A 21472-nucleotide genomic window follows, 5' to 3' on the forward strand; every position below is an offset into this window, starting at 1 on the left:
GCTATTCTGCGTTTTCCCACACGCAGGCGCAAGCGCCAACAAGAACAATAAAAACTGAATAGGCCTTAAAGGCCCAAGAAAAGGAAACTTTCATGCGCTATCAAAGCCAGCTGCGCTCAGGCAGCTTTAGCGAGCAAACCTATATCGTCACCGGCGGCGGCAGTGGTATTGGCCGCTGTATCGCCCACGAACTGGCCAGCCTCGGCGCCCATGTTGTATTGATTGGGCGCAAACTGGACAAGCTGGAAAGGGTAGCCGGTGAAATCAATAACGATGGTGGCGAGTGCAGTTTGTTCAGCCTGGATATTCGCGATGAAGAGGGTGTTCAGGAAACGGTTGGGCAAATTGTCCAGGCCCAAGGCCAGATTCATGGGTTGGTGAACAATGCCGGTGGCCAGTTCCCCTCCCCCCTTGAGCAGATCAACACAAAAGGGTTCGATGCTGTTGTACGCAGTAACCTGCTCGGTGGCTTTTTAATGTCCCGAGAAGTTTTTGTTCAATCTATGAAACAGCACGGCGGCAGTATCGTAAATATCACCGCAGATAACGCCGGCGGTATGCCAATGATGGGCCATTCCGGTGCCGCTCGAGCAGGCATGGAAAATATTACCGAAACTTCCGCCTTAGAGTGGGCACCTTTTGGGGTTCGAGTTAATGCTGTGGCGCCAGGCTATATTCTTTCCAGCGGTTTTGATACTTACGACCCCAAATTCCTGCGCGAGCTACTACCGGGCTTCCGCGACAGCATTCCCCTCTACCGATTGGGAGAAGAAGCGGAAGTTAGCGGGGCCGTGTGCTTCCTACTTTCCGATGCGGCCAACTATATTACCGGGCAAACCCTGCGTATCGATGGTGGCTCCAGCCTCAAACACCACTCTCCTCTTTGGCAGCCACAAGCCGCGAACAACTCTAAACGCTTTAACGGATTCCATCGCAAACGCCGGCCGCAAGTTGTGGAAGAGTTGGAAGCGGAGGGCAAGCTCTAATGCAGCCGATTGATTCCCAGCTCGACAACCGCTCGGCAGAATTCAATGACAACCAGGCTGCCATGCTGGAGCAGATCAACCAGTTTCGTGAAGCTGAGCAACGCCCGGTTCAAGCTGAAAAAAGTAAGGCGGCCCGCTATCGTGAACGGGGCTGGCTGCTGCCACGGGAGCGCCTCAATTTGCTCCTCGACCCCGGCGCCCCTTTTGTTGAACTGTGCTCCCTCGCCGGCTATAAATTGTTTGACGACCAGGACGGTACCGGTGCGGGTGGCGGTGCCATTTGCGGCATCGGTCAAATCAGTGGTCGACGCTGTATGGTTCGGGTTGATAACTATGCCGTAAAAGGCGGCACCATCTCACCAGCCGGGATGGATAAAGCCCTGAGAATGCAGCGGATCGCTCTGGAAAATCATTTGCCGGTAGTCACTCTGGCGCAAAGTGGTGGCGCCAACCTGATGTACGCCAGCGACACTTTTGCTCCCGGTGGGCGGGGTTTTGCCAACCAGGCGCGAATGTCCGCCGCCGGTATTCCGCAAGTTACTGTGGTACACGGCGGCGCTACTGCCGGCGGCGCCTACCAGCCGGGCCTGTCAGATTATGTCGTTATGGTGCGCGGGCAAACCGGCATGTACCTGGCTGGGCCGCCGCTGCTGAAAGCTGCCACCGGTGAAATTGCCGATGCGGAAAGCCTCGGCGGAGCGGAAATGCACTGTACCGAGTCCGGCAGTGGCGATTACTTAGCAGAGAACGACGCCGATGGTATTCGCATAGCAAGAGAGATTGTTGCCGCCCTACCCTCACCCATTAAAAACTCAGTAGATAAAGATTACCGGGACCCACTGCACCCTATCGATGACCTGCTCGGCCTGATTCCAGCAGACAGTAAAAAGCCTTACGACGTGCGCGAAATACTGGCTCGTATCGCCGACGGCTCCGCCATGCTGGATTTCAAGCCGGAATTCGATCGACAAACCGTGTGCGGCCATATTCGTATCGAAGGCTTCCCTGTGGGAATTATTGGGAATAACGGCCCGATCACCCCCAAGGGCGCCAACAAGGCCGCGCAGTTTATTCAGTTGTGCGAACAGAGTGGCACGCCACTGCTGTTTTTGCATAACACCACCGGGTTTATGGTGGGTACCGAGGTGGAGAGCAACGGCATCATCAAGCACGGCGCCAAAATGATTCAGGCCGTGGCCAATGCCAGCGTACCAAAACTCAGCATTGTCGTAGGCGGCTCCTATGGGGCCGGCAACTACGCCATGTGCGGTCGCGGATTCGATCCCCGCTTTATTTTTGCCTGGCCCAATTCCCGCACCGCCGTTATGGGCGCAGCCCAAGCCGGCAAGGTAATGCGCATCGTCACCGAGCAAAAAATGCAACGCAGCGGCAATGTGAATGAGGCGGTATTAGACAAATTGGAAAACGACACCAGCGCATTTATGCAGGGCAATTCCGATGCTCTCGCCTGCAGTGCGCGCCTCTGGGATGACGGCATTATCGATCCCCGCGATACGCGCAAACTTTTAGGTATGTTGTTAGAAGTTTGCAATGAGGCCGAACAGAGCAAACTCAACAAAAATACCTTTGGCGTAGCTAGGTTTTAATTCGAAAAAACTGGGCAACAAGGAAGTGCAGTTGCTCATTTACACCATCACCGGGTTCACACTTCAAGGCAGGGAAAATAATAATGATATTTAGCGATCAACACCGGGAACTGCAGCGCACCGTACAAAACTTTGTACAGCAGGAAATCAATCCCAACGTGGCCGAATGGGAAAAGGCCGGCCGCTTTCCCATCCGCGAAATTTTCCAACAACTGGCCGGTCTGGGCCTGCTAGGTATCAGCAAGTCCACAGACTTCGGTGGCCTAGGTCTCGACTTCAGTTATGAAACCGTTTTCCTGGAGGAGCTGGGTGGTGCCCACTGTGGCGGCGTGCCTCTGTCGATTTCGGTACAGACTTCCATGTGTACCCCTGCCCTAGCCAACTTCGGCAGCCAGGATCTCAAAGAGCAGTTCCTGATTCCCGCCGTGAACGGAGAGATGATCGGCGCAATCGCCGTATCCGAACCCGGCGCCGGTTCCGATGTTGCCTCAATTAAAACCACTGCCAAAAGCGATGGCGACGACTATGTGATCAACGGCAGCAAGATGTGGATCACCAACGCCCCCTGCGCAGACTTTTTCTGCACCCTGGTGAATACCAGTGAGGGCAAAGCCCATAGCAACAAATCCCTGATCATTATTCCGGCAAAAACGCCAGGGGTACGCATCGGCGAAAAGCTCGACAAACTGGGCATGCGCTCATCAGAAACCGCCCCTATCTTTTTTGACAATGTGCGGGTACCCAAACATTTCCGTATTGGCGATGAAGGTGCCGGTTTCCTGTTGCAAATGCTGCAATTCCAGGAAGAGCGCCTCGCCGGCGCCGCGCTGAACTTAAAAGGACTGGAGAACTGCGTAAGTACCACCATCGACTATGTGCGCGAACGTCAGGCCTTTAAAGCACCATTGATCGACAATCAAACCATTCACTTTGCCCTCGCGGAAATGCAGACCGAAGTGGAGTGCCTGCGCTCATTAACCTGGCGTGCGGTGGAAGCTTATGTAGCTGGTGAAGATGTCACTACCCTTGCTTCAATGGCCAAGCTCAAGGCTGGCCGCCTGTCCCGCTCTATCCCCGATCAGTGCCTGCAGTTCTGGGGTGGCATGGGCTATATCGAGGAAACCGTTATCAACCGCGCTTATCGGGATAGCCGCCTCACCGCTATCGGCGGCGGCGCCGATGAAGTAATGCTCGGCATTATCTGTAAGCTGATGGGCATACTGCCCGGCAAGCGTAAACCCAACGCATAAGGTCAGGCCATGCAGACAATCATTGATGAAACCATCGGCATCGCCTGCCACCTCACGCTAAACCGGCCACAACAGCGCAACGCCATCAGTTTGCAAATGGTAGATGAGCTTCTGCAAAAGCTCGCAGAAGCGGAAGAAGATCCGCAGGTGCGAGCACTGGTGCTGCGGGGCGCAGAACACCATTTCTGCGCCGGTGGTGATATTGCCGATATGCTCAATGCTCAGCAGGGCGCGAGTAATGGTAATAGCGATGCGTTCTTCCACCTCAACCGCCGCTTCGGCGAATTGATGGAGCGATTTAATCGCACTCCCCTGGTAGTCATTGCGGTATTGGAAGGTGCCGTAATGGGCGGTGGTTTCGGGCTCGCTTGCAGTGCCGATATTGCCATCGCCGATCGCAGTTGCCGCTTTGCCCTGCCGGAAACCCGCCTGGGTTTACCGCCTGCACAAATTGCTCCCTTTGTCGTGGCACGGGTCGGCCTCTCCCAGGCCCGACGCCTGGCCCTCAGCGGAGCAAAAGTCAACGCACAGCAGGCCTTGGAAATTGGGTTAATCCATCAGCTACTCGATAATTCCGAAGCCCTCGAAGGCGCGCTGCAGGAACACCTGGGTGCGATCAATGCCTGCGCTCCCGGCGCCCTGGCAACGACCAAGCAGATCTTGCTGGATGCAGCACGGGTGAGTGATGAAACTGCACTCGGCCAACTACTCGACGGCGCCGCACAACAGTTTTCCCGCGCAATTCAAGGCCATGAAGGGCGCGAAGGCGCCCGTGCATTTCTGGAAAAACGATCACCGGAGTGGCAGCACTGATGTCGACAACAGAGACCCTGTTAATCGCCAACCGCGGCGAGATCGCACTGCGAATTATGCGTACTGCCCGGGCGGAGGGCTATCGCACGGTCGCCGTCTACAGCGATGCAGACTGCGATGCACTTCACGCACAGACTGCCGATATCGCCGTCGCCATTGGAGGGCAGACTTCGGCGGAGTCCTATCTGGATATCCAGAAAATTCTCGACGCGGCTAAAAAATCCGGAGCCACCGCCGTCCACCCCGGCTACGGCTTTCTCGCTGAGAATGCGGAATTTGCCAGCGCCTGCGAAGAAAATGGACTGCGTTTTGTTGGGCCGAGTGCCGAAGTCATAGAACTAATGGGCAACAAACGCAAAGCCAAGGAGTTTGTTGCCGCTGCCGGCGTACCCTGTATTCCCGGCTTCCAGGGTGCCCAGGACGACGACACCCTGATCGCCGAGGCGCGGCGCATTGGCTTCCCGTTAATGATCAAAGCCGCCGCAGGCGGTGGTGGGCGCGGCATGCGCCTGGCTCACGGAGACAGCGAACTGGCCTCCCAGTTGCGCGCCGCCCGCAGTGAATCCATGAGTGCATTCGGCAGCGACGAATTAATTCTGGAAAAGGCACTGGTCAACGCTCGCCATATCGAAATTCAGGTATTTGCGGATCGTCATGGCAACTGTATTCACCTGGGGGAGCGAGATTGCTCCGTACAACGACGCCATCAAAAAGTGGTCGAAGAGTGCCCTTCCCCTGCGGTCGACACCCAGCTGCGGGAAAGAATGGGGCAAGCCGCAGTCGACGCCGCGCGAGCCTGCGGTTATCTAGGCGCGGGCACCGTAGAGTTTCTACTCTGCCCCAACGGCGAATTCTATTTCCTGGAAATGAACACCCGGTTGCAAGTAGAGCACCCGGTAACAGAAATGGTAACCGGTTTTGACCTGGTAGCTTGGCAACTGGCAGTAGCACGCGGCGAAGCCCTATGCGTTTCCCAGCAGCAAGTCACCCAGCATGGCCACGCCATTGAAGTCCGCCTGTATGCCGAAGACCCGGAACAACAATTCCTACCCCAGGCCGGAAAAGTGCTCCACTGGAAGGCGCCAAAGGGACAAGGAATCCGTATCGACCACGCCTTGAAAAGTGGCTGCGAAATTACGCCATTTTACGACCCCATGCTCGGCAAATTAATTGCCTGGGGGCAGAATCGAGAAGAAGCTCGGCGCAAGCTAACCCAAGCCCTAAGCCAGCTGGAATTTATCGGCCCCAAAAACAATATCCATTTCCTGCAGAAGATCCTGGCCGAATCACAGTTTATCGCTGGCGATGCCGATACCAGTTTTCTCGACCAAAACAGTACACTGACATCCGCAGAACCAGTTCCAGCAGTAATTGCAGCCCAAGCCGCATTACTGAATCACTTGCACCAAGCCAACCCTCAAGATCGGCGTAGCGGCCGCAGCGACTGGCGCAGTGGCGACAACAGTGTGCCAATCAACTATCGATTGGAAATTTCAGGACAAACCCTAAACTGTGAGCTGCTGGTGTTAGTAGATCATTCTTACCAAATCTTGGTAGGCGAACAGCAGTTCCTGATTCAGTGGGTCCATTTTGAGAAATCACAAAAAGAAAGTGGACTTTACAGTGCTGAACTCCTGCTGGATGGCGTTAGCCAAAAGAGATTGTTCCTAGCCAACCCAAGCAATCTGCATCTCCTGTTAGACGGCAGGCAATTTCATTTTGTCGATATCACCCACGCCCCCGCCAAATCGAGCCTTAACGAAGGCAGTGGCCGCATCACGGCTCCTATGGACGGTTGCCTGGTGCAGGTATTGGTTGAGCCCAATCAAAGCGTTCAGCGGGGAGACACTATCGCCTTAATGGAAGCCATGAAAATGGAGCACGCTCTGCGCGCAGACCGCGACGGTACCGTAATTAAACTGGGCGCCTGTGAAGGAGACCAGGTACGCGGTGGCCAGCTGTTAGTTCAAATCGAAGCTGCTCCCACGGAAACCGCCAAAATTCCCAGTGACGCTACTTCCTAAAGGAGATCAAAATGTACGATATTGATGCCTCCCGTATGGCAAGCCCCTTTTATGACGAAGGCCATCAGGAATGGCGCACCCAGTTGCGCCGCTTTGTCGACCGTGAGATTACTCCCTACATCACTCAATGGGACGAAGACGGCCAACTGCCCGCCGAGCTTTGGAAAAAAGCGGCGGAAGTTGGCCTTCTGCAGATGAGTTATCCGGAAAACTACGGCGGCATCGAAACCGATGTCTTCCATATGATTGTTGCCGCAGAGGAGTTAGCCCGCCCCGGCGCTGGTGGCCTCTACGCCAGCCTGATGGTCCACGGCATTGCCCTGCCCCCATTACTGCACTATGGCAGTGAGGCCCTAAAAGATCAGGTTATTCCCTCGGTATTACGTGGTGATAAGCATATTTCCCTGGCAATTACCGAACCCGGCGCAGGCTCCGATGTAGCCAATCTCCAGTGCCGCGCAGAGCGTGATGGGGATGACTATATCGTTACCGGCGAAAAGACCTATATCACCGGCGGCATGCGCGCTAACTGGTTTACTGCTGCCGTGCGCACTGGTGAAGAAGGCTTCGGCGGTATCTCCCTGCTCTTAATCCCTGCGGATGCCGAAGGCGTTAGCCGGCAGCTACTCGATAAAAAGCAGGGCTGGTGGTGCTCTGATACGGCCAGTATCTTTTTTGATCAGGTGCGCGTGCCCGCGAGCAATCTAATTGGCGGTGAGAACCAAGGTTTCTTACCCATAGTGCACAACTTCAATCGCGAGCGCCTGGGCATTGCCGCCTCTTGTGTAGAATTCAGCCGGGTCTGTTTGCAAGATGCCATTGAGTGGGCCCAAGAGCGCCAAACTTTCGGAAAGCGCCTCGCCAATCACCAGGTGATTCGACACAAGTTTGCCCAGATGCTTCAACGCATCAATGCCACCCAAGCCTATCTGGACCTCTGCGCCTGGGCGGAGCAACAGCATCAGCTCAAGGTAGCCGATATCGCTCTACTCAAAGTCCAAGCCACAGAAACCCTTGAATTCTGCGCCCGGGAAGCGATGCAGGTGTTAGGTGGCGCAGGCTATATGCGTGGCAGTCGGATTGAGCGTATCTATCGTGAAGTGCGGGTGAATGCGATTGGTGGCGGATCTGAAGAAATAATGCGGGATCTGGCTTCCAGGCAGATGGGAATTTAGAGGAGCAGGATAAAAGCCTCTTGCTAAGCCTATTTATAACTCAGTCCCGCATGGGTGTGGGACTGAGTTAGTAAAGATCCTAAATTAACCTTTCTTCTTTTTTTCGATAAAGTCCCTTACCTGCTCACTCAGTACGGCCATAGGGACATTGCCATTTCTCAGAATAATCTCATGGAAGTCCTTAATATCGAAGTCTTCACCCAGTTCATTCTGCATCAGTTCTCGCAAGGCGAAAATCTCGAGGGCACCAGAATCATAAGAGGTAAGCTGGGCGGGCATTACTGCCATTCGGTCCATTAGAGTCCTCGGGCCTTTCGCAAATGAAGCGCCAGAATCCTGCAAAAACTCCGCAACTTTTTCATCACTCCAACCGAGTACATGCATTGCGGTATCCGCTACCATACCTCGCGCAGGCCATGCTCGCCTTAAGATCTTGGTTGATCCGTACTGATACATCCCCGCTTCTTCCGCTAAATGTTCAGAGTACCTGCCCCAACCTTCGGCAAAAGCAGAGTTAGACAAAGCATCTTCTATTTTGTGGAACTTTTCTTGCTCTTGTACGAGAGCAATTTGCATATGATGGCCCGGGTATCCTTCATGGATAGTTACCTTCTCTGCAGAAGCGTATGACTCATCCTTGTAAGTTGTCGGATCATATCCAAATCTCGCCTTTCGCTCCTTAGTGCCAGGAATATAGTGTGCACTGCGACCAGAACCCTGCTCATGTTCAGGGATGGCCTTCACTTCCATTTCGATCAAAGGCATTTCATGGAAAAAGTCTACGGTTAAATCTCTAGACTTATCTACCAAGCGCTCAAAAAACTGATGCATTTCATCAGCGCTGTTAAATTTCTGAGTTTTATCCTCACTGGCCCTTGCCACTGCCTCAGAATAGGAATCTACTTGATAGAAATCCTTGCCTAAGCGAACCACTTCGCTCTTGTTTGCGTTGACAGCACTTAAACCCAACTCAAAAACTTCTTCTGGTGTTCTCTGCAATGTCGTATAAGAGCGATACTGAGCCATATAGCATTCACGGCCATTAGGAATCGCATGGATACCAAGCTCGGCTCTGGCTTCAGGTAAATAGGTGGATTCTAGAAAATTCTTATAATTCACCATTGAGGGGATAACGTGATCTGAAAGTACCTGTTTAAATGCTGCCTCAAATTCCGGGTCCTTAGCTTTCTTCGCTAAAGCCAGGAAAGGATGCTCATCAATGGGTACTTGGGTCAAACCATCAACTTGCTGAATGACTCGCTTAACCACACTCTGAGGTGCGGAGTAGCCTTGCTCCAACCCATGGCGAAGATTGGCTATTTCTTGTTCATAGTAACGAGCCGCATCAAGCCAACGCTCAATCGCGTCTGCCCTGTCTTGGGCAGTTTCAACTGGCTGAACCTCCGTCAAAAAGCCAAGTATAATATGGGGACCGAACATATGATCAACAGACCAGAGTTCAGTCTTACAGACCCTTAAACCAACATTCGACTCCAATCGCTCTTTCAGCTTGAAGTAGAACACTTTCTCTTGATCACTTTTTAGCCCATTCAGATCTATTTCAGCCAATTTACTGAGAATTTTGTCCTCAGAGGCCGCTAGAGAGGCAGAGTTCGCGGGGGAGTTACTTAAGAAAAGGTTGTGCCTGTCCAGCTCCATATCTGAGAAGTAAGCATATGGTTGGAAATTTTCTAAATATACTTCGGCATACTGATCCGCTAAGCTATGGAGTAACACCGAATCGTCAACGGCTTTCTTATCAGTCACACCAATCTTATTATCGGCAACAGAGCACCCCATAAGAACCGATGAAACTACCAATGCACTTAAACCCGCTCTCTTTACATTAATCATTCTTATAAGACCGCAACATAAAATTAACTAAAAAGGCTTCTAAAAAGAAAACTTCAATTTTCTGTTTTATAGTAAGCACTGAAATAAAATGAGTTTCAACACCCCAAATGCGAAGTATCGGCGAAGCGAGGGTATTGATAGATAAACCCCAAAGATAAAGTGTATGACTCTTTTAGCTGATAGAGTCAACAATGGTGAGAAATAGTCATTAGGCTTCGGTTAGACTGTTTCACATGTTTGCAAATTTAAGATAGAAAATCATCGTAGTGGATAATTAAGAGAATAAGTTAATCTTTACAAAAATCGAGCATTATCTGATTTCATTAAACCTAAAGAAAATACTGCTATTCTTCACCGGCAATAAGTAAGCCCACATAGCCATTAACGACAACTTTCCACAAATAGCACCATCAGCACACATATAACCTCTATTCAATTTATAAAAACATATTCCTTCAAACGTGTTGCTTAGCACACTCTATTACTTTCTCAACTCAGATTTTTCGATTATTTTTCGTGCACGCAGCATCAGTGGCCTCCATGGCCAGCCCTTACGGTGCTTGCAGAGCCATTCATACTCAGCATTGCGACTGTTTGAAAAGTCTAGACACTCCAGCAAAGCCACGTCTTTATTTAAAGTCAGAGGCATCACGAAATTATTCAGAGACTCTCTTAGTCTTCAGAAACATACATCTACTTACTCCCTAACTACCAATTGCTAAACCACCGTACCTATACAAATAAAGTCCACTAGAGTTTACAGCCAGTATCAGCACAGCAGCTAAACCCATTTTCTCTCAACTAACATTTCGCAAGAGAAAAAGAAAATATTAACTATAATTAAGTAGTCATTCCCTTTGATCAGCTACCAAGCCTCAAAGTGGAATACAAAATAAAAAAGACTAGTTTTCTTGAGCAAGCACTATGGATATGCAGTTAAGGTTAGACCAAGCCATCGCAAAGGGAAATGAGAAGCTAGTATTTCCTCACCCGGAATCAGATGATCTCCTTATTAAAGTAATCAGTGATCAGTTTAGAAGAACAATGGATTACAAGTTTTCCATTTCCACTCGGTTGCGCCGACTTACTTACTATTGGCCATACATAAAGGAGGTTTCCGAGCACATCTATTTGCGCGAAGGTAAGGTGAAAGATACGCACTTTGTACAAGAATTTAAAGGATTTGTGGATACTAACTTAGGGCTGGGGATTACTGTAAGAGCCGTTAAAAAACATACTGGAGAGTTAGCTGATACTCTTCATAAATTGATCACTAGTCAGGAGTTCAACCAGAAGCATATCGACGGCCTTATTGACCTACTAAAATGGTTAGAGCAGACCTTTATTGTCGTTCGTGACTTACGTACAGTTAATATTGTATGGGATGAGATCAATAGCCATTTTGTGGTTATCGACGGCATTGGTAGCCGCAGACTCCCTTCTCTACGAACGATATCCCGCTTATATAACCAGAGGGCTAACCGCAGGTGCACAGCCAAATTACGTAGACTCGTTAACAAAGAACTTAAAAAATCAGGGTATGAGTTGCTCTTTTAGAGATACACCCAACTTCATATGCCCTCTACTTTGAGATGGCAAAGTTATGTTGGCTACATCAGATATTAATGTAAAGCTTTTAGAAACTACTTCTATTTTGAACAAAAGGATCATGCAAATTAAGCGATGCTTTAGGTTCTTACTGTTGTATTTTTTAGTGACAATTCTTAACAGCTTGGTAAGGCCTCGCTGGATAAACGCTCCCATGACTGATGCAAGCCTAGCAAGTAGGTTACACCTAAAGTAAAACACAATGCTGAACTAACAAGCCAAAAGGTTAATGAGTTATCTGGAAAAGCCGGCATTAAAAAGTAAAAACCGAGCGCCCTCACAAGCAACACTAGAGATATAAGTGTCAGCCCCGTGCGTAAAAATGGGAGTCTGAGTATATGGCCAGCCCCGGAAAAAGCATACGCAGACCAAACTAGCAAAACACTCACAATAATCCCTGTAACTATTGTAGGATAAGAATCTCCAGCTTCAGCCATTTGAGCCATTGCCTCTCCGGCACCTAAAAATCGATACCATTCCGCACCAAACAGAATACAACCAACATGCAACCCTGTAACGATCAGAGTAAGCATTCCCGCCAATTCCAAATAATTAAGTCTACCAGCCATATTTAATTCCTTAGAAAGAGCTAGCCCAGCGCCTGGTAAAGCTAGGGCAACCTCTGGGAGCCCTGTAGGGTCAGAGTATTAAGCATCGAGATGCTAACATTTCTTATTTGAACAAACCATTTCGATAGCCTGCACCGGCGTACCATTGTATTCAGCAGTGAACTCTTTAGTTGTTTCAAATCCAACCTTTTGATAACACTTGATTGCAGGCCAATTAGATTTTGCAACGAACAACTTAGCTTGGCCACTGATCTTTGTTAGCAGAAACTCAAGTATCGACTTCCCTACCCCTTCCCCTCTGGCACTCGGACATACAAACAGAGCTCGAATTTCTTGCTGGAACATTGCGCCATAGCCAAGAATTGTTTCATCTTCGTAGACGTAAATATCTGACTCCCTTAGCGCTGACAGCCTCTTCGCATCTTTTTTCAACGGTAGAAACTCAAATTCCACAGCTTCAAATCTAAGCTCATCTAACTTAGAGAGAGTATAGATCTCCAAGATTCTTGGAAAGTCTGTAGCAATGAACGTTCGAATCATCCTGAATACTAAATTTTCTAGTGTCTATCAACATTGTTTTTTGAACAATGTTATTTCAACTTAATTTTATACGTTGTAAATTTACTGCCATATATTTCAGACTCATGAATATCCTCAGCGATTTTCTCCAAGAACTTATAAATAGGACGAGTGTGATGGAAGTTGACTAATACCTCATCATGATTAAGCTCCCGCGCCCACCTCATTAGATCTTGAAACACTATTCTACCTACCCCCCAAAACTGGCCATCAATGACAATCGCGATCTCATACTTTCCACATTCTTGTTGAATCCCACACCAACCAGCTAATTCATCATCAACAATAATGGCTCTAACTCTACAACCTGCCTCTTTATCTACCTCTATTTTTGAATGCATCCATTCTGTTACTGTTTTAAGCGTAAACATCTTATGCTCAATCAAATGCTTTCTTGTCTTATGGCCATTTAATATAGGCAGAAATTTGTGCGGATTAACCTCGCTAAATTTTAGATATTCGATAGCTTTCATAGTATTTTCAGCTTTATTGTTCGCAATGGTGTATCAACCCCCATTACCAGCACACCCCTTCTGTAGTTTGAAACGTATGGAATTGCTAAGTTTAGCCCTTGAAAGTTTGTATTTTGATCATAATCACTCCCCTACTAGTTTAATCACTCAATACAATTAGATATCGAATTACTGACATATTTCAGAAAAAACTCCGCTGACAAGACTTGCCAAGTCATCAGGAGCCAGCTCTATTTCAAGCCCCCTGCGGCCCGCACTAATATAAATCGTAGCGTTATTTCTAGCCGAAGAATCAATGATGGTTTTAAGTCGCCTTTTTTGACCCAATGGGCTAACACCTCCTAACACATAACCAGTTGATCTTTCTACATCTGATTTTGGAGCCATTGTGGCTTTCTTAGCGCCAGCAGATTTTGCTAAGAGCTTCATACTGAGCATTGATGAAACAGGAATTATCCCAACGGCCAGCTCTTTGTTTTCCAGGCTAACAACTAGTGTTTTGAAGACCCTAGACTCGGGCACCCCTAATTTTTCAGCAGCCTCCAATCCGTATGATTCACTCGATGAATCATGCGTGTATTCATGTACTTTATGAGAGATTTTAGCCTTCTTGGCCATAGAAATTGCTGGTGTCATTTTACACTTGAGCCTCTAATATCCGTAACTGGGCGACTGGCAAGTAGCATTACTATCTCATTGAAAACCAAAGGTCTGCTACAACCTATTAGTGTTTATGCCTTGCCATACCTTATCAATTAGCCACCATAACAGATTGCAGCTCTCAAACGAATGCAGCAATCGAAATCTGATAATGTAAATATGAAGAAATCTATAGAACCCTGACCGATGAGTTTAGAGTAGAATTTTTACGGCTGAGAAGGTTTTCATAGATACCAAAGGAACCCCCCGCTAAGTTTCTTTCCTAATCTTTTAGATTCAGCCCTTACATTACCTAAAATTTCATACAGCCCAATGCTGAAAATTCGCATCAGGTATTCCTAGTGCAGCACATAAGCGAAATAAAACTGCGATTACTAATTTTATATTAAGAGGACTGATTGATGCGTGGTATCGCCCAACGTACAACCCCTGCAATCCATAGAAACCCTATAAGGCCCCCTAAATAGACATTCATAGTTCCCCCCGGGGCTATAAAGCCTTTGTGACCGAACACAGTAATCGTCTCAATTGCCTGCTCTACAAAGAAAATGATACTGAGCCATGTAAGCCAACGCGGGATCTCAACATATTTATCAAACCCTACAACAAGGAAAGCTACCGCCATCGCAGTTGTTGACCCATTCACCAAAGGTCCCCAATAAGAAGATATGTCAAAGAGTGTGCGAGCAACTACAGGCTCTAATCCTTCAGGATGCAGTGCCAATCCTGCCCATAGCCAAGCCTGTACCTGGGCTGTGATAGCAAACCCTAGTACACCTGCCAGAAAGATATACCTACTCGGCTTTGGTAACAGAGCTGAAACCTGCCCACCAAAGATAGCGAGGCCAAGAGAAAAGAAAGCGGCTGTCCAAGCATAAAATCGAGCATTCGATCCATTATTTAAAAACCAATGGACTATTTGCTCACCACTAGAATCGATAGTTGGATACGAGCTGCCTAATGCGACAAAACCAGCCACATAAAATGCGCCAGTAATCAATATATTTATCAGTAAAATCTTTGACGGTTTTATGCTCATATAGGGCAGACCTTTATGAAACGTGAAACATCACCATTTATAGACCTCTGCATCAGAAATGGTAACCACTCAGCCTAATAGAGATGTAATGACAGTCGCTTTAGCTGTCTATATTGTACTCCTGCGGCCTCTTAGCCAGATATAGGTTGCACCACTTCGCCTATTAGTAGAATTCATATGGGGCTCAGCTTACAAGAGGCGGCTTAGTCTGGTTTTTTACTCTCCATACCAGCCTTTCTAATCAAATTAGGTAAGCGCGTCTGTAGACAGCATAACTACCCCAAGTAGCACCAATTGAAGCGACTCAGAAGATAATATAAAAGCTTGATAACGCTTGATACCTTACCAAAAAGCTAACGGCAGTAAGCATACATAAAGCTGCCACACCAGCCACTTTCATTTTTCCGGTAATTATCGCATAACCTCTATAAACAGAAGAGTGATATAGCCCGCAAACCACAGAAAAGACGGCACATAAAATCAGCACCTCAATATCGGCATCAGGATATGAAAAAGCAATGAACAGAAGAAGACCCCCTAATACCGATGTTATCTTATCTCCTCTATAGCCAGCTTCCTCCCAAAAAATATTGTAGATATGATTGGGATCTCTATCCGACTCCGTTAAATTCTTTACCCACACTGGAATCAACAATAAGATCGCGAGCAAACAGAGAGCAAAGATACCAAATGTAATCACCCCAAGCAAAATATCATTCATAATCTAATTTGTACTTAAAACCTCAGACGCCCATAGCTGGAAACTAACAACCTAGAGTGTATGCTATCGGGTGACGATATTTATTAACTTATCAGCAGGATTCAACATGAAGCCTCCACTCAGGTGAATAGCGCGAGTAACTATAGTCTTCTGAGTATTCACTGATATAACTGTACCCGGGACCTCGCCCAGATAGTTTGACCAGAAACTGCTGAAAGTTAGCAAGGATATCACCACTTCCGTATACTCTTAAAATGTTCCGGCTATTCCAATCATCCATTGAGAAGTAGTCGTTAGCCTTGTTCTGAAGAGCCGTAAAAAGCTCCTCTTTTGTTTCATCACAAATAATCTCGATTGATATTTCTGACTCAGACATCATGAGCATTGGCTTATTTGAACCAATAGCTATTCCAACAATATCAGCGAGCCGTAAGTAATCCTCTGAATTCGCATATAGGACAAGATCATCAATCAACCCATTTGACTGAAACATTTGTCTTGCTTCTATCTTCACTACTTTTCACCCAAATAAATTATAAACGTTAACCAGAACTTGACTGCCCGGCCCCAGTAGGTCTGCGCACCAGATAATATCAACAACAAATATTGATATTCCGATTTTGGATAACTTACCCAGAACTTCTAACTCAGTGAAGATTAATCAAGATAGCCGCTTATATAAGGGAAACTGAACCCAATATAGTTTACCAGCGCCTTCCATCACAAAAATGGCAGCCAGGTAAAATGTATTTTTCATTTCCACTTTGGTCTTTATTATTCGAACTTAATGATAAATCATTTCACTTGCGAATTACATCATGCGCCTTCGAAAATTCGAAGGACCTTCTCACCCAGCCAAACCATAAAACCAAAGATTAGGCAGCTAATACCACCACCAAGCACTGCGGAAACCAATGCACTAATACCGTGTACTTGCTCACCATTTGCGATGATTGCTCCAAAACCAAAAAATCCTAGAATGCCAAGAAGCAACCATAACAGCCCAATACTGCAACAGCATGCTAAAAAGCAACGTTTGAAAGTAAATGTGTTTTGACCTTCATCCATCGCTCTTTGCAAAGGCGTTACCCCAGACAATTTCACTATCCGATCATTCAGCTCTTGAACCTTCACCTTTTTCCTGGATAGTTCAGATTGAATCTCAATATATTTTTCCGGATACTTTTCCTGATCCATTCCATCGATGGCTTCTTGTAATTCTTGAATGGTGTAATTTTCAACTTCTTTCATTGTTAATTCTGCAGCAATCATAATACACTAATAAAGGGCGGCCAGAATGTTTTGAGCAACTTAAACTCTATTGCTGAAGACACCCGCTGGACAACAAATATTGCACAATAAGCTTCCTAGAACACTCTTTACAATATCTTCAGATTCCCATTCAATGGGATGCACACTCCACTGATTTAAAAATTTCAAGAAAACCTCCTATCTCAGATAAAATAGAGCACTCATATCAATTTACGCATAACACCAATCCCAGGCACCGCTAAAATTCAACAGCCGTTGAGGTCTAAACGCAGCATCCAAAAAAGATTTCCGCCAAGGAAGTCATGATGCAATGTCTTTTTAGATATTTTGTGCTTTATACATAGCCAGATCATACTGCAATAACAAATACTCATATAACTCTGAAAAATAATTATTTTTCAATAAAACAATTAAAGCAATACCCAGAATTGGCATTAACGGCACCAAAATGGCACTTAGCCGGCTGAATGGCGCCACCTCTAAGCATGCAAACTCATTTACCTTTGGATTCACCCTAACCTCAACAACATCCCCTGGTCGGTATTTCTTGGTAAGGTAGGTTTCATACTCTAAACTTGGAAACAGATCATAACCCCGCAAGACTGGCATTTCAGATCTGTACACCTTCCCTTTAAATTTATAATTGAATGCAATTATTGCTTCAGTTACATTCTTTCCATTGAGATCCAATTGATTCAATAATCTGGAGTGCGTTATTTCTCCAACTACCACAGGCCAATTACTGAATGTTTTACGTAGCTTCAGATAAATGAATGTCTGGAAAAACCCAAACAAAATCATGAGCACCGGAATAAGTAGCTGTACAAATTTAAAAACCATCAATTTATACCCCTAGAGTCGTTGGCAACAGCAGCCAGCCCTGGATACTTCATGCGTGCAAATAGGAGTGGACCTACCACAAAACATATATAAGGTTTCCAGCAAAAATATCGGAGCCTCTACTTAACTGTCGGCAATAGTTAACGTTACTCAACACGATCCCTACCGATCAACTCGCGGAGTCTATCAAGAATAATTTTTTTCTGCCTTTCTTTATCCAAATCCTTTTCTGGAGGAATATATTTACCAAGAACCTCCTTTGCCTCTAGTGAGTACTTTGTATCAACTGCAGTGCTAGGGTATTTTTCTCGATAATCTTTTGCTCGTGATAGAAAAGTGTGCAAATGATATTTATCATCCTCAGAAATTTTCATCTTCAGCATTTTACTAGCACCTATCACGGCGAAATCAATACGCAAATCATAGCTATTTAAAAGGGATTCTACGCCCCCGCATGATAAACCTCCAAATTATTTAGCGCATCAAAACCAGGGGTTAGCGTTATTTCAAGCATTTCACTATAAGCATTTTCTGCCACTTGCACGCAAACTTTTGACGCAATCTCCAGCTTTTCTTCACAACTCTCTTTTGCGGAAAGTAAGACTGGGCTACCCCCAAATAAAACCAATATAAATACACACAACCTGCTCATATCAATGCTCTATTGGTAAATTTAAAAAATCACTCTCCTTTGCATTCCTGGACCGGAAGATACATAGAAACTAAAAAGGAAACCCCTTCAGTAAATGAAAGCTATCGACGATAAAGTCACCTGGCAGACAGATAACACCGGCTCTTTACATATTCGCTTTCTTTACTTTAGATAAAACTGCTAATTTCATTAAAAATCAATGAGTTAGCCCACTCCCAAGTGCGGCAAACAGACGAAGCTGGTTTTGGCTTTAGATACCTTGAGCGGATTAGGCTAAAAAGCAGGCTATATGTCAACTTATAAAAACAAGGAAACATATCTAAGCTGGCGTTTACACTTAATAGCAGGTGAGTTAATTGGGATATATTTTCACAAATATGAGATTTAATAAAAAATTAGCCCGAGAGGAAATTCAGAATAGCTTGAAGAGGAAGGCTTCGCCTAATCTCAACGAGCAGATTTCTGCTCGCTGAGTACTTTTAAATAATGAATCACTTGTCAGTTTTTGAGTTCAAAAAGTACGACCCAAAATACGCTTAGCTGCATCTAGGGCGAAATCTTTATAGTCCGCTTCCACCTGCGCCATCTCCAACTCATACTGGAATTGCTCTTTGCGAGGGAGTGCTTTCCATTCTTTTAGAATTGGAATATGGCTGGTTTTTTCTGCAATGGTGTAGAAAGCAACAAACTCTTCTCGCACACTATCTTCCACCTGAAGCGCATCCAGAAGTACGCGGATGCGAATGGAAGCTTCAGTAAGCCCTACTCCATCATCCAGTAGTGAACGCGCAATAATCTGAATGCTATCGTTCACTCTTTGGCGCTGCTCTTGTGCGGCCTGCTCCAATTCAGCTAGTTGTTCGGCCTGTTTTTTTTGCGCTGCGGAGAGCTTGCGCAGATAGTAGCCGGCAATAACGGCGAGGGTGAAGATAATTAAAGCCGCAATAACCAGCAACCAGATGGGAAATTCCGTCATTAGATATACACCTTAAGCAAAGCCAGCCCAATGCTGGCAGATACAACAGAAAGCAAAGTGCTGAGACCAACAATATTGGCCGCCAGCTGGCTGTTACCACCCATGGAGTGGGCCATAACAAATGCCGATATCGCACAGGGTGAGCCGGTAATCAGCAGCAGGTAGCCGAGATACTGTGGGCTCAGCCCCATACCCCAACCAATAGCTACTGTGAGCGCCGGCACAGCCACTAGTTTCAGAAATGAAGACATTAAGGCCGTTGGGGAACTGCGCAACAGCTGGCCAAACTTCATGCTGGCGCCTATACAAATTAGCCCCATAGGCAGACTGGCAGAGGCCAGAATTTGAATCGTATCGAGCACCACTTCTGGCAACTGAATATTCGCTACTCTAAAAAGAATGGCCAGAATTACAGCGATGATGAGCGGATTCTTACCCAGCTCAGCCAGTAACATACCCAGGCCAAACTTTTTGTCCTTATCGTAAAAAACGAACAGGATCACCGCGAATACATTGAATTGGATGGTGAGTGCTGCCACCAGCACGGCCGAGTGAGAAACCCCAACAGTGCCAAAGGCTTTTTCCACCCAAGCGAGACCGACAATAGCTACGTTGCCGCGGAAGGCGCCCTGGATAAACGCGCTTCTATCTTTCACTGCTATTGGTCTAGCCAGTAACCAGGAGAACGGCAATATGGCGAAAGTCCCCAAAACTGCTGCGGTGATCAAGGGGATTTCTTTGGATGGCTGCACGGTGGAACTATAAATACTGTTAAAAAGCAGCGTCGGCAGCATTACATTGAAAACCAATGCAGTAGCATCATTAATAAATGGCTGATGCAGCATACCCTGCCGTGTGAGCAGATAACCACCGACGATCATTAAAAAGATCGGGCCGGTAACCAGCAGAGCAAAAGCCAGATTTTCCATCGTTATTTATTCGTCCAGTGCCAGTTCAGCCTGGGGAAGTGCCTTGAGCGCTGACTCTTCGGCTTTATCGCGCAAGTCTGCAGAAATTTGTTTGCGGGTCTTGGCACCCAGCTTACGCAGACTATCAATACGTTTCACCGCATTACCGCGGCCTGTCGCCAGTCGCTTGTAAGTCTGTTGATAAGCGTCATCGGCCTGGCGCAGGCGGTCACCCAAAGCATCCAGTGACTCCAGCACCATAGCAAACTGGTCGTGCAGCTTGCCGGCTTCGTCGGCGATTTTTTCCGCGTTCTTGTTTTGTTTCTCGTAGCGCCAGATATTCTCGACGGTGCGCAGGGTCGCCATCAGACTAGTGGGGCTCACCAGGACAATTTGCTTCTCATAAGCGAAACGGAACAAGTCCGGGTCCGCCTGCATCGCCAACATATACGCAGCCTCAATAGGCACGAAAATAAAAACGAAATCCAGGGTGCGCACACCCTCCAGCTGCTCGTAGGCTTTCTTGTTAAGGCCGGTGATATGGGCGCGCAGGGAATTCACATGCTGTTTCAGGGCTTGGGTGCGCTCCTCATCGGTTTCCGCCGAGCTATAGCGCTCGTAGTCCACCAGAGAGACCTTGGAATCGATAATCAAATCTTTGTTTTCCGGCAGGCGCACAATCACATCCGGCTGGCGCCTTCGGCCATCACTCGTCAGCGTTACTTGCGTTTCGTATTCGCGCCCCTTCTGCAAGCCGGATTCCTCCAGCAAGCGCTCCAACACCACTTCACCCCAGTTACCCTGGATCTTGCGATCTCCCTTCAGGGCCGAAGTCAGGTTCAGGGCCTCATCACTGATGCGCTGGGTTTGCTCGCGCAGGGCTTTGATCTGCCCCAGCAGGCTGTTGCGCTCGGCATTTTCGCGATCGTAGACATGCTCTACTCGTTTGCGGAAATCCCCCAGCTGGCGCTCCAGCGGATCGAGACTTTTGCGCAGGCTGTCTTCACTGCGGCGCACGAAGCTCTGCTGCTTCTCCTCAAAAATCCGGTTGGCCAGATTCTCGAACTGTTCCCCCATAGCAACGCGCATCTGCTCCATCAGCTTGCGCTGCTCCGCCAGGGCCTGCTCTCCTTTTTCTACCAGTACCTGGCTGCGGGTGAGCTGTTGTAACTTAGCCGCCAGCTCACCGCGCAAAGTATCCACCTCTTCACCCAACTGGGTTTCCCGCTCACGGCTGGTATCCAAGTGTGCCTGTATGACTTGCTGCGCCGCTAAGGTTTCTCTCTGAGCTGCTACCGCCTCCTGCTGCGCTGCTTGCACTTGCAGGATTCTTCTGCGCCCAGCAGAACGGCCCATCCAGAAGGCGAGTCCCAGCAAAATCAACAAGGCGACAACCGCCAATAGCGCGTGATCGGCGTTTAATTGCAGCGGGAACGCTGGCATATAGAGGTACTCCCAGACCCGGA

22 protein-coding genes are annotated in these 21472 nt (G+C 47.6%); 7 read left to right on the forward strand and 15 right to left on the reverse strand.

The annotated features are described in order from the left end of the window. Positions 1 to 92 precede the first annotated feature (92 nt). The 6 genes from ACJJI0_RS06235 (at position 93) to ACJJI0_RS06260 (ending at position 7855) form a co-directional block, all read left to right on the forward strand. On the forward strand, positions 93 to 986 hold the full coding sequence (locus tag ACJJI0_RS06235; protein ID WP_444885147.1) for an SDR family oxidoreductase: 894 nt from the start codon (positions 93 to 95) through the stop codon (positions 984 to 986). Further along, entirely contained in the window at positions 986 to 2593 is a 1608-nt protein-coding gene (locus ACJJI0_RS06240; RefSeq protein WP_444885148.1) for an acyl-CoA carboxylase subunit beta, read from the forward strand. The genes ACJJI0_RS06235 and ACJJI0_RS06240 overlap by 1 nt, the downstream gene beginning before the upstream one ends. A gap of 83 nt (positions 2594 to 2676) precedes the next feature. Further along, entirely contained in the window at positions 2677 to 3843 is a 1167-nt protein-coding gene (locus ACJJI0_RS06245; RefSeq protein WP_444885149.1) for an acyl-CoA dehydrogenase family protein, read from the forward strand. 9 nt (positions 3844 to 3852) lie between these two features. Further along, positions 3853 to 4656, forward strand: a complete 804-nt coding sequence (locus tag ACJJI0_RS06250) for an enoyl-CoA hydratase/isomerase family protein (protein WP_444885150.1) — start codon at positions 3853 to 3855, stop codon at positions 4654 to 4656. Then, positions 4656 to 6680, forward strand: a complete 2025-nt coding sequence (locus ACJJI0_RS06255; RefSeq protein ID WP_444885151.1) for an acetyl/propionyl/methylcrotonyl-CoA carboxylase subunit alpha — start codon at positions 4656 to 4658, stop codon at positions 6678 to 6680. Before ACJJI0_RS06250 ends, ACJJI0_RS06255 begins: the two co-directional genes overlap by 1 nt. Positions 6681 to 6691: 11 nt before the next feature. Further along, on the forward strand, positions 6692 to 7855 hold the full coding sequence (locus tag ACJJI0_RS06260) for an acyl-CoA dehydrogenase family protein (RefSeq protein ID WP_444885152.1): 1164 nt from the start codon (positions 6692 to 6694) through the stop codon (positions 7853 to 7855). Between the two features lie 84 nt (positions 7856 to 7939). On the opposite strand, the gene ACJJI0_RS06265 is transcribed toward ACJJI0_RS06260, so the two are convergent. Further along, positions 7940 to 9622 carry a DUF885 domain-containing protein gene (locus ACJJI0_RS06265; protein WP_444885153.1) on the reverse strand — a complete coding sequence of 561 codons (1683 nt, stop codon included), beginning with the start codon at positions 9620 to 9622 and terminating at the stop codon, positions 7940 to 7942. A gap of 1011 nt (positions 9623 to 10633) precedes the next feature. Here ACJJI0_RS06265 and ACJJI0_RS06270 point away from each other — a divergent pair. Then, positions 10634 to 11266: a YrbL family protein gene (locus tag ACJJI0_RS06270; RefSeq protein WP_444885154.1), complete on the forward strand. Its 633-nt coding sequence runs from the start codon at positions 10634 to 10636 to the stop codon at positions 11264 to 11266. 167 nt (positions 11267 to 11433) lie between these two features. Here ACJJI0_RS06270 and ACJJI0_RS06275 read toward each other — a convergent pair whose 3' ends face one another. The 14 genes from ACJJI0_RS06275 to ACJJI0_RS06340 all read right to left on the reverse strand — a co-directional run bounded on the left by ACJJI0_RS06275 (position 11434) and on the right by ACJJI0_RS06340 (position 21449). Continuing rightward, positions 11434 to 11886: a hypothetical protein gene (locus ACJJI0_RS06275; protein ID WP_444885155.1), complete on the reverse strand. Its 453-nt coding sequence runs from the start codon at positions 11884 to 11886 to the stop codon at positions 11434 to 11436. Positions 11887 to 11979: 93 nt separating this feature from the next. Continuing rightward, positions 11980 to 12426 carry a GNAT family N-acetyltransferase gene (locus ACJJI0_RS06280; protein ID WP_444885156.1) on the reverse strand — a complete coding sequence of 149 codons (447 nt, stop codon included), beginning with the start codon at positions 12424 to 12426 and terminating at the stop codon, positions 11980 to 11982. 50 nt (positions 12427 to 12476) lie between these two features. Continuing rightward, positions 12477 to 12938, reverse strand: coding sequence for an N-acetyltransferase (locus ACJJI0_RS06285; protein ID WP_444885157.1), 462 nt, complete (start codon positions 12936 to 12938; stop codon positions 12477 to 12479). 168 nt (positions 12939 to 13106) lie between these two features. After that, positions 13107 to 13574: a Cys-tRNA(Pro) deacylase gene (gene ybaK, locus ACJJI0_RS06290; RefSeq protein ID WP_444885158.1), complete on the reverse strand. Its 468-nt coding sequence runs from the start codon at positions 13572 to 13574 to the stop codon at positions 13107 to 13109. Between the two features lie 409 nt (positions 13575 to 13983). Next, a complete protein-coding gene (locus tag ACJJI0_RS06295) occupies positions 13984 to 14637 on the reverse strand; it encodes a hypothetical protein (RefSeq protein WP_444885159.1) in 654 nt (217 codons plus the stop codon). Positions 14638 to 14941: 304 nt separating this feature from the next. After that, complete coding sequence (locus ACJJI0_RS06300) at positions 14942 to 15358, reverse strand: hypothetical protein (protein WP_444885160.1); 417 nt, start codon at positions 15356 to 15358, stop codon at positions 14942 to 14944. Positions 15359 to 15449: 91 nt separating this feature from the next. Beyond that, the gene (locus ACJJI0_RS06305) at positions 15450 to 15872 is read right to left on the reverse strand and encodes a hypothetical protein (protein ID WP_444885161.1); all 423 of its coding nucleotides are present in this window, start codon (positions 15870 to 15872) and stop codon (positions 15450 to 15452) included. Positions 15873 to 16174: 302 nt separating this feature from the next. After that, positions 16175 to 16609, reverse strand: a complete 435-nt coding sequence (locus ACJJI0_RS06310) for a hypothetical protein (protein ID WP_444885162.1) — start codon at positions 16607 to 16609, stop codon at positions 16175 to 16177. Positions 16610 to 16948: 339 nt separating this feature from the next. Next, entirely contained in the window at positions 16949 to 17470 is a 522-nt protein-coding gene (locus tag ACJJI0_RS06315; protein WP_444885163.1) for a DUF3592 domain-containing protein, read from the reverse strand. Positions 17471 to 17616: 146 nt separating this feature from the next. Then, a complete protein-coding gene (locus ACJJI0_RS06320; RefSeq protein WP_444885164.1) occupies positions 17617 to 17853 on the reverse strand; it encodes a hypothetical protein in 237 nt (78 codons plus the stop codon). A gap of 59 nt (positions 17854 to 17912) precedes the next feature. Next, positions 17913 to 18122, reverse strand: a complete 210-nt coding sequence (locus ACJJI0_RS06325; RefSeq protein ID WP_444885165.1) for a hypothetical protein — start codon at positions 18120 to 18122, stop codon at positions 17913 to 17915. A gap of 511 nt (positions 18123 to 18633) precedes the next feature. Next, positions 18634 to 19098 carry a DUF2489 domain-containing protein gene (locus ACJJI0_RS06330; RefSeq protein WP_252085672.1) on the reverse strand — a complete coding sequence of 155 codons (465 nt, stop codon included), beginning with the start codon at positions 19096 to 19098 and terminating at the stop codon, positions 18634 to 18636. Continuing rightward, the gene (locus tag ACJJI0_RS06335) at positions 19098 to 20027 is read right to left on the reverse strand and encodes an AEC family transporter (RefSeq protein WP_444885166.1); all 930 of its coding nucleotides are present in this window, start codon (positions 20025 to 20027) and stop codon (positions 19098 to 19100) included. The genes ACJJI0_RS06330 and ACJJI0_RS06335 overlap by 1 nt, the downstream gene beginning before the upstream one ends. 6 nt (positions 20028 to 20033) lie before the next feature. Further along, entirely contained in the window at positions 20034 to 21449 is a 1416-nt protein-coding gene (locus ACJJI0_RS06340; RefSeq protein ID WP_444885167.1) for a DNA recombination protein RmuC, read from the reverse strand. Between the last annotated feature and the right edge of the window lie 23 nt (positions 21450 to 21472).

This window comes from Microbulbifer mixtoriginis (SeqCode), from assembly GCF_052466695.1.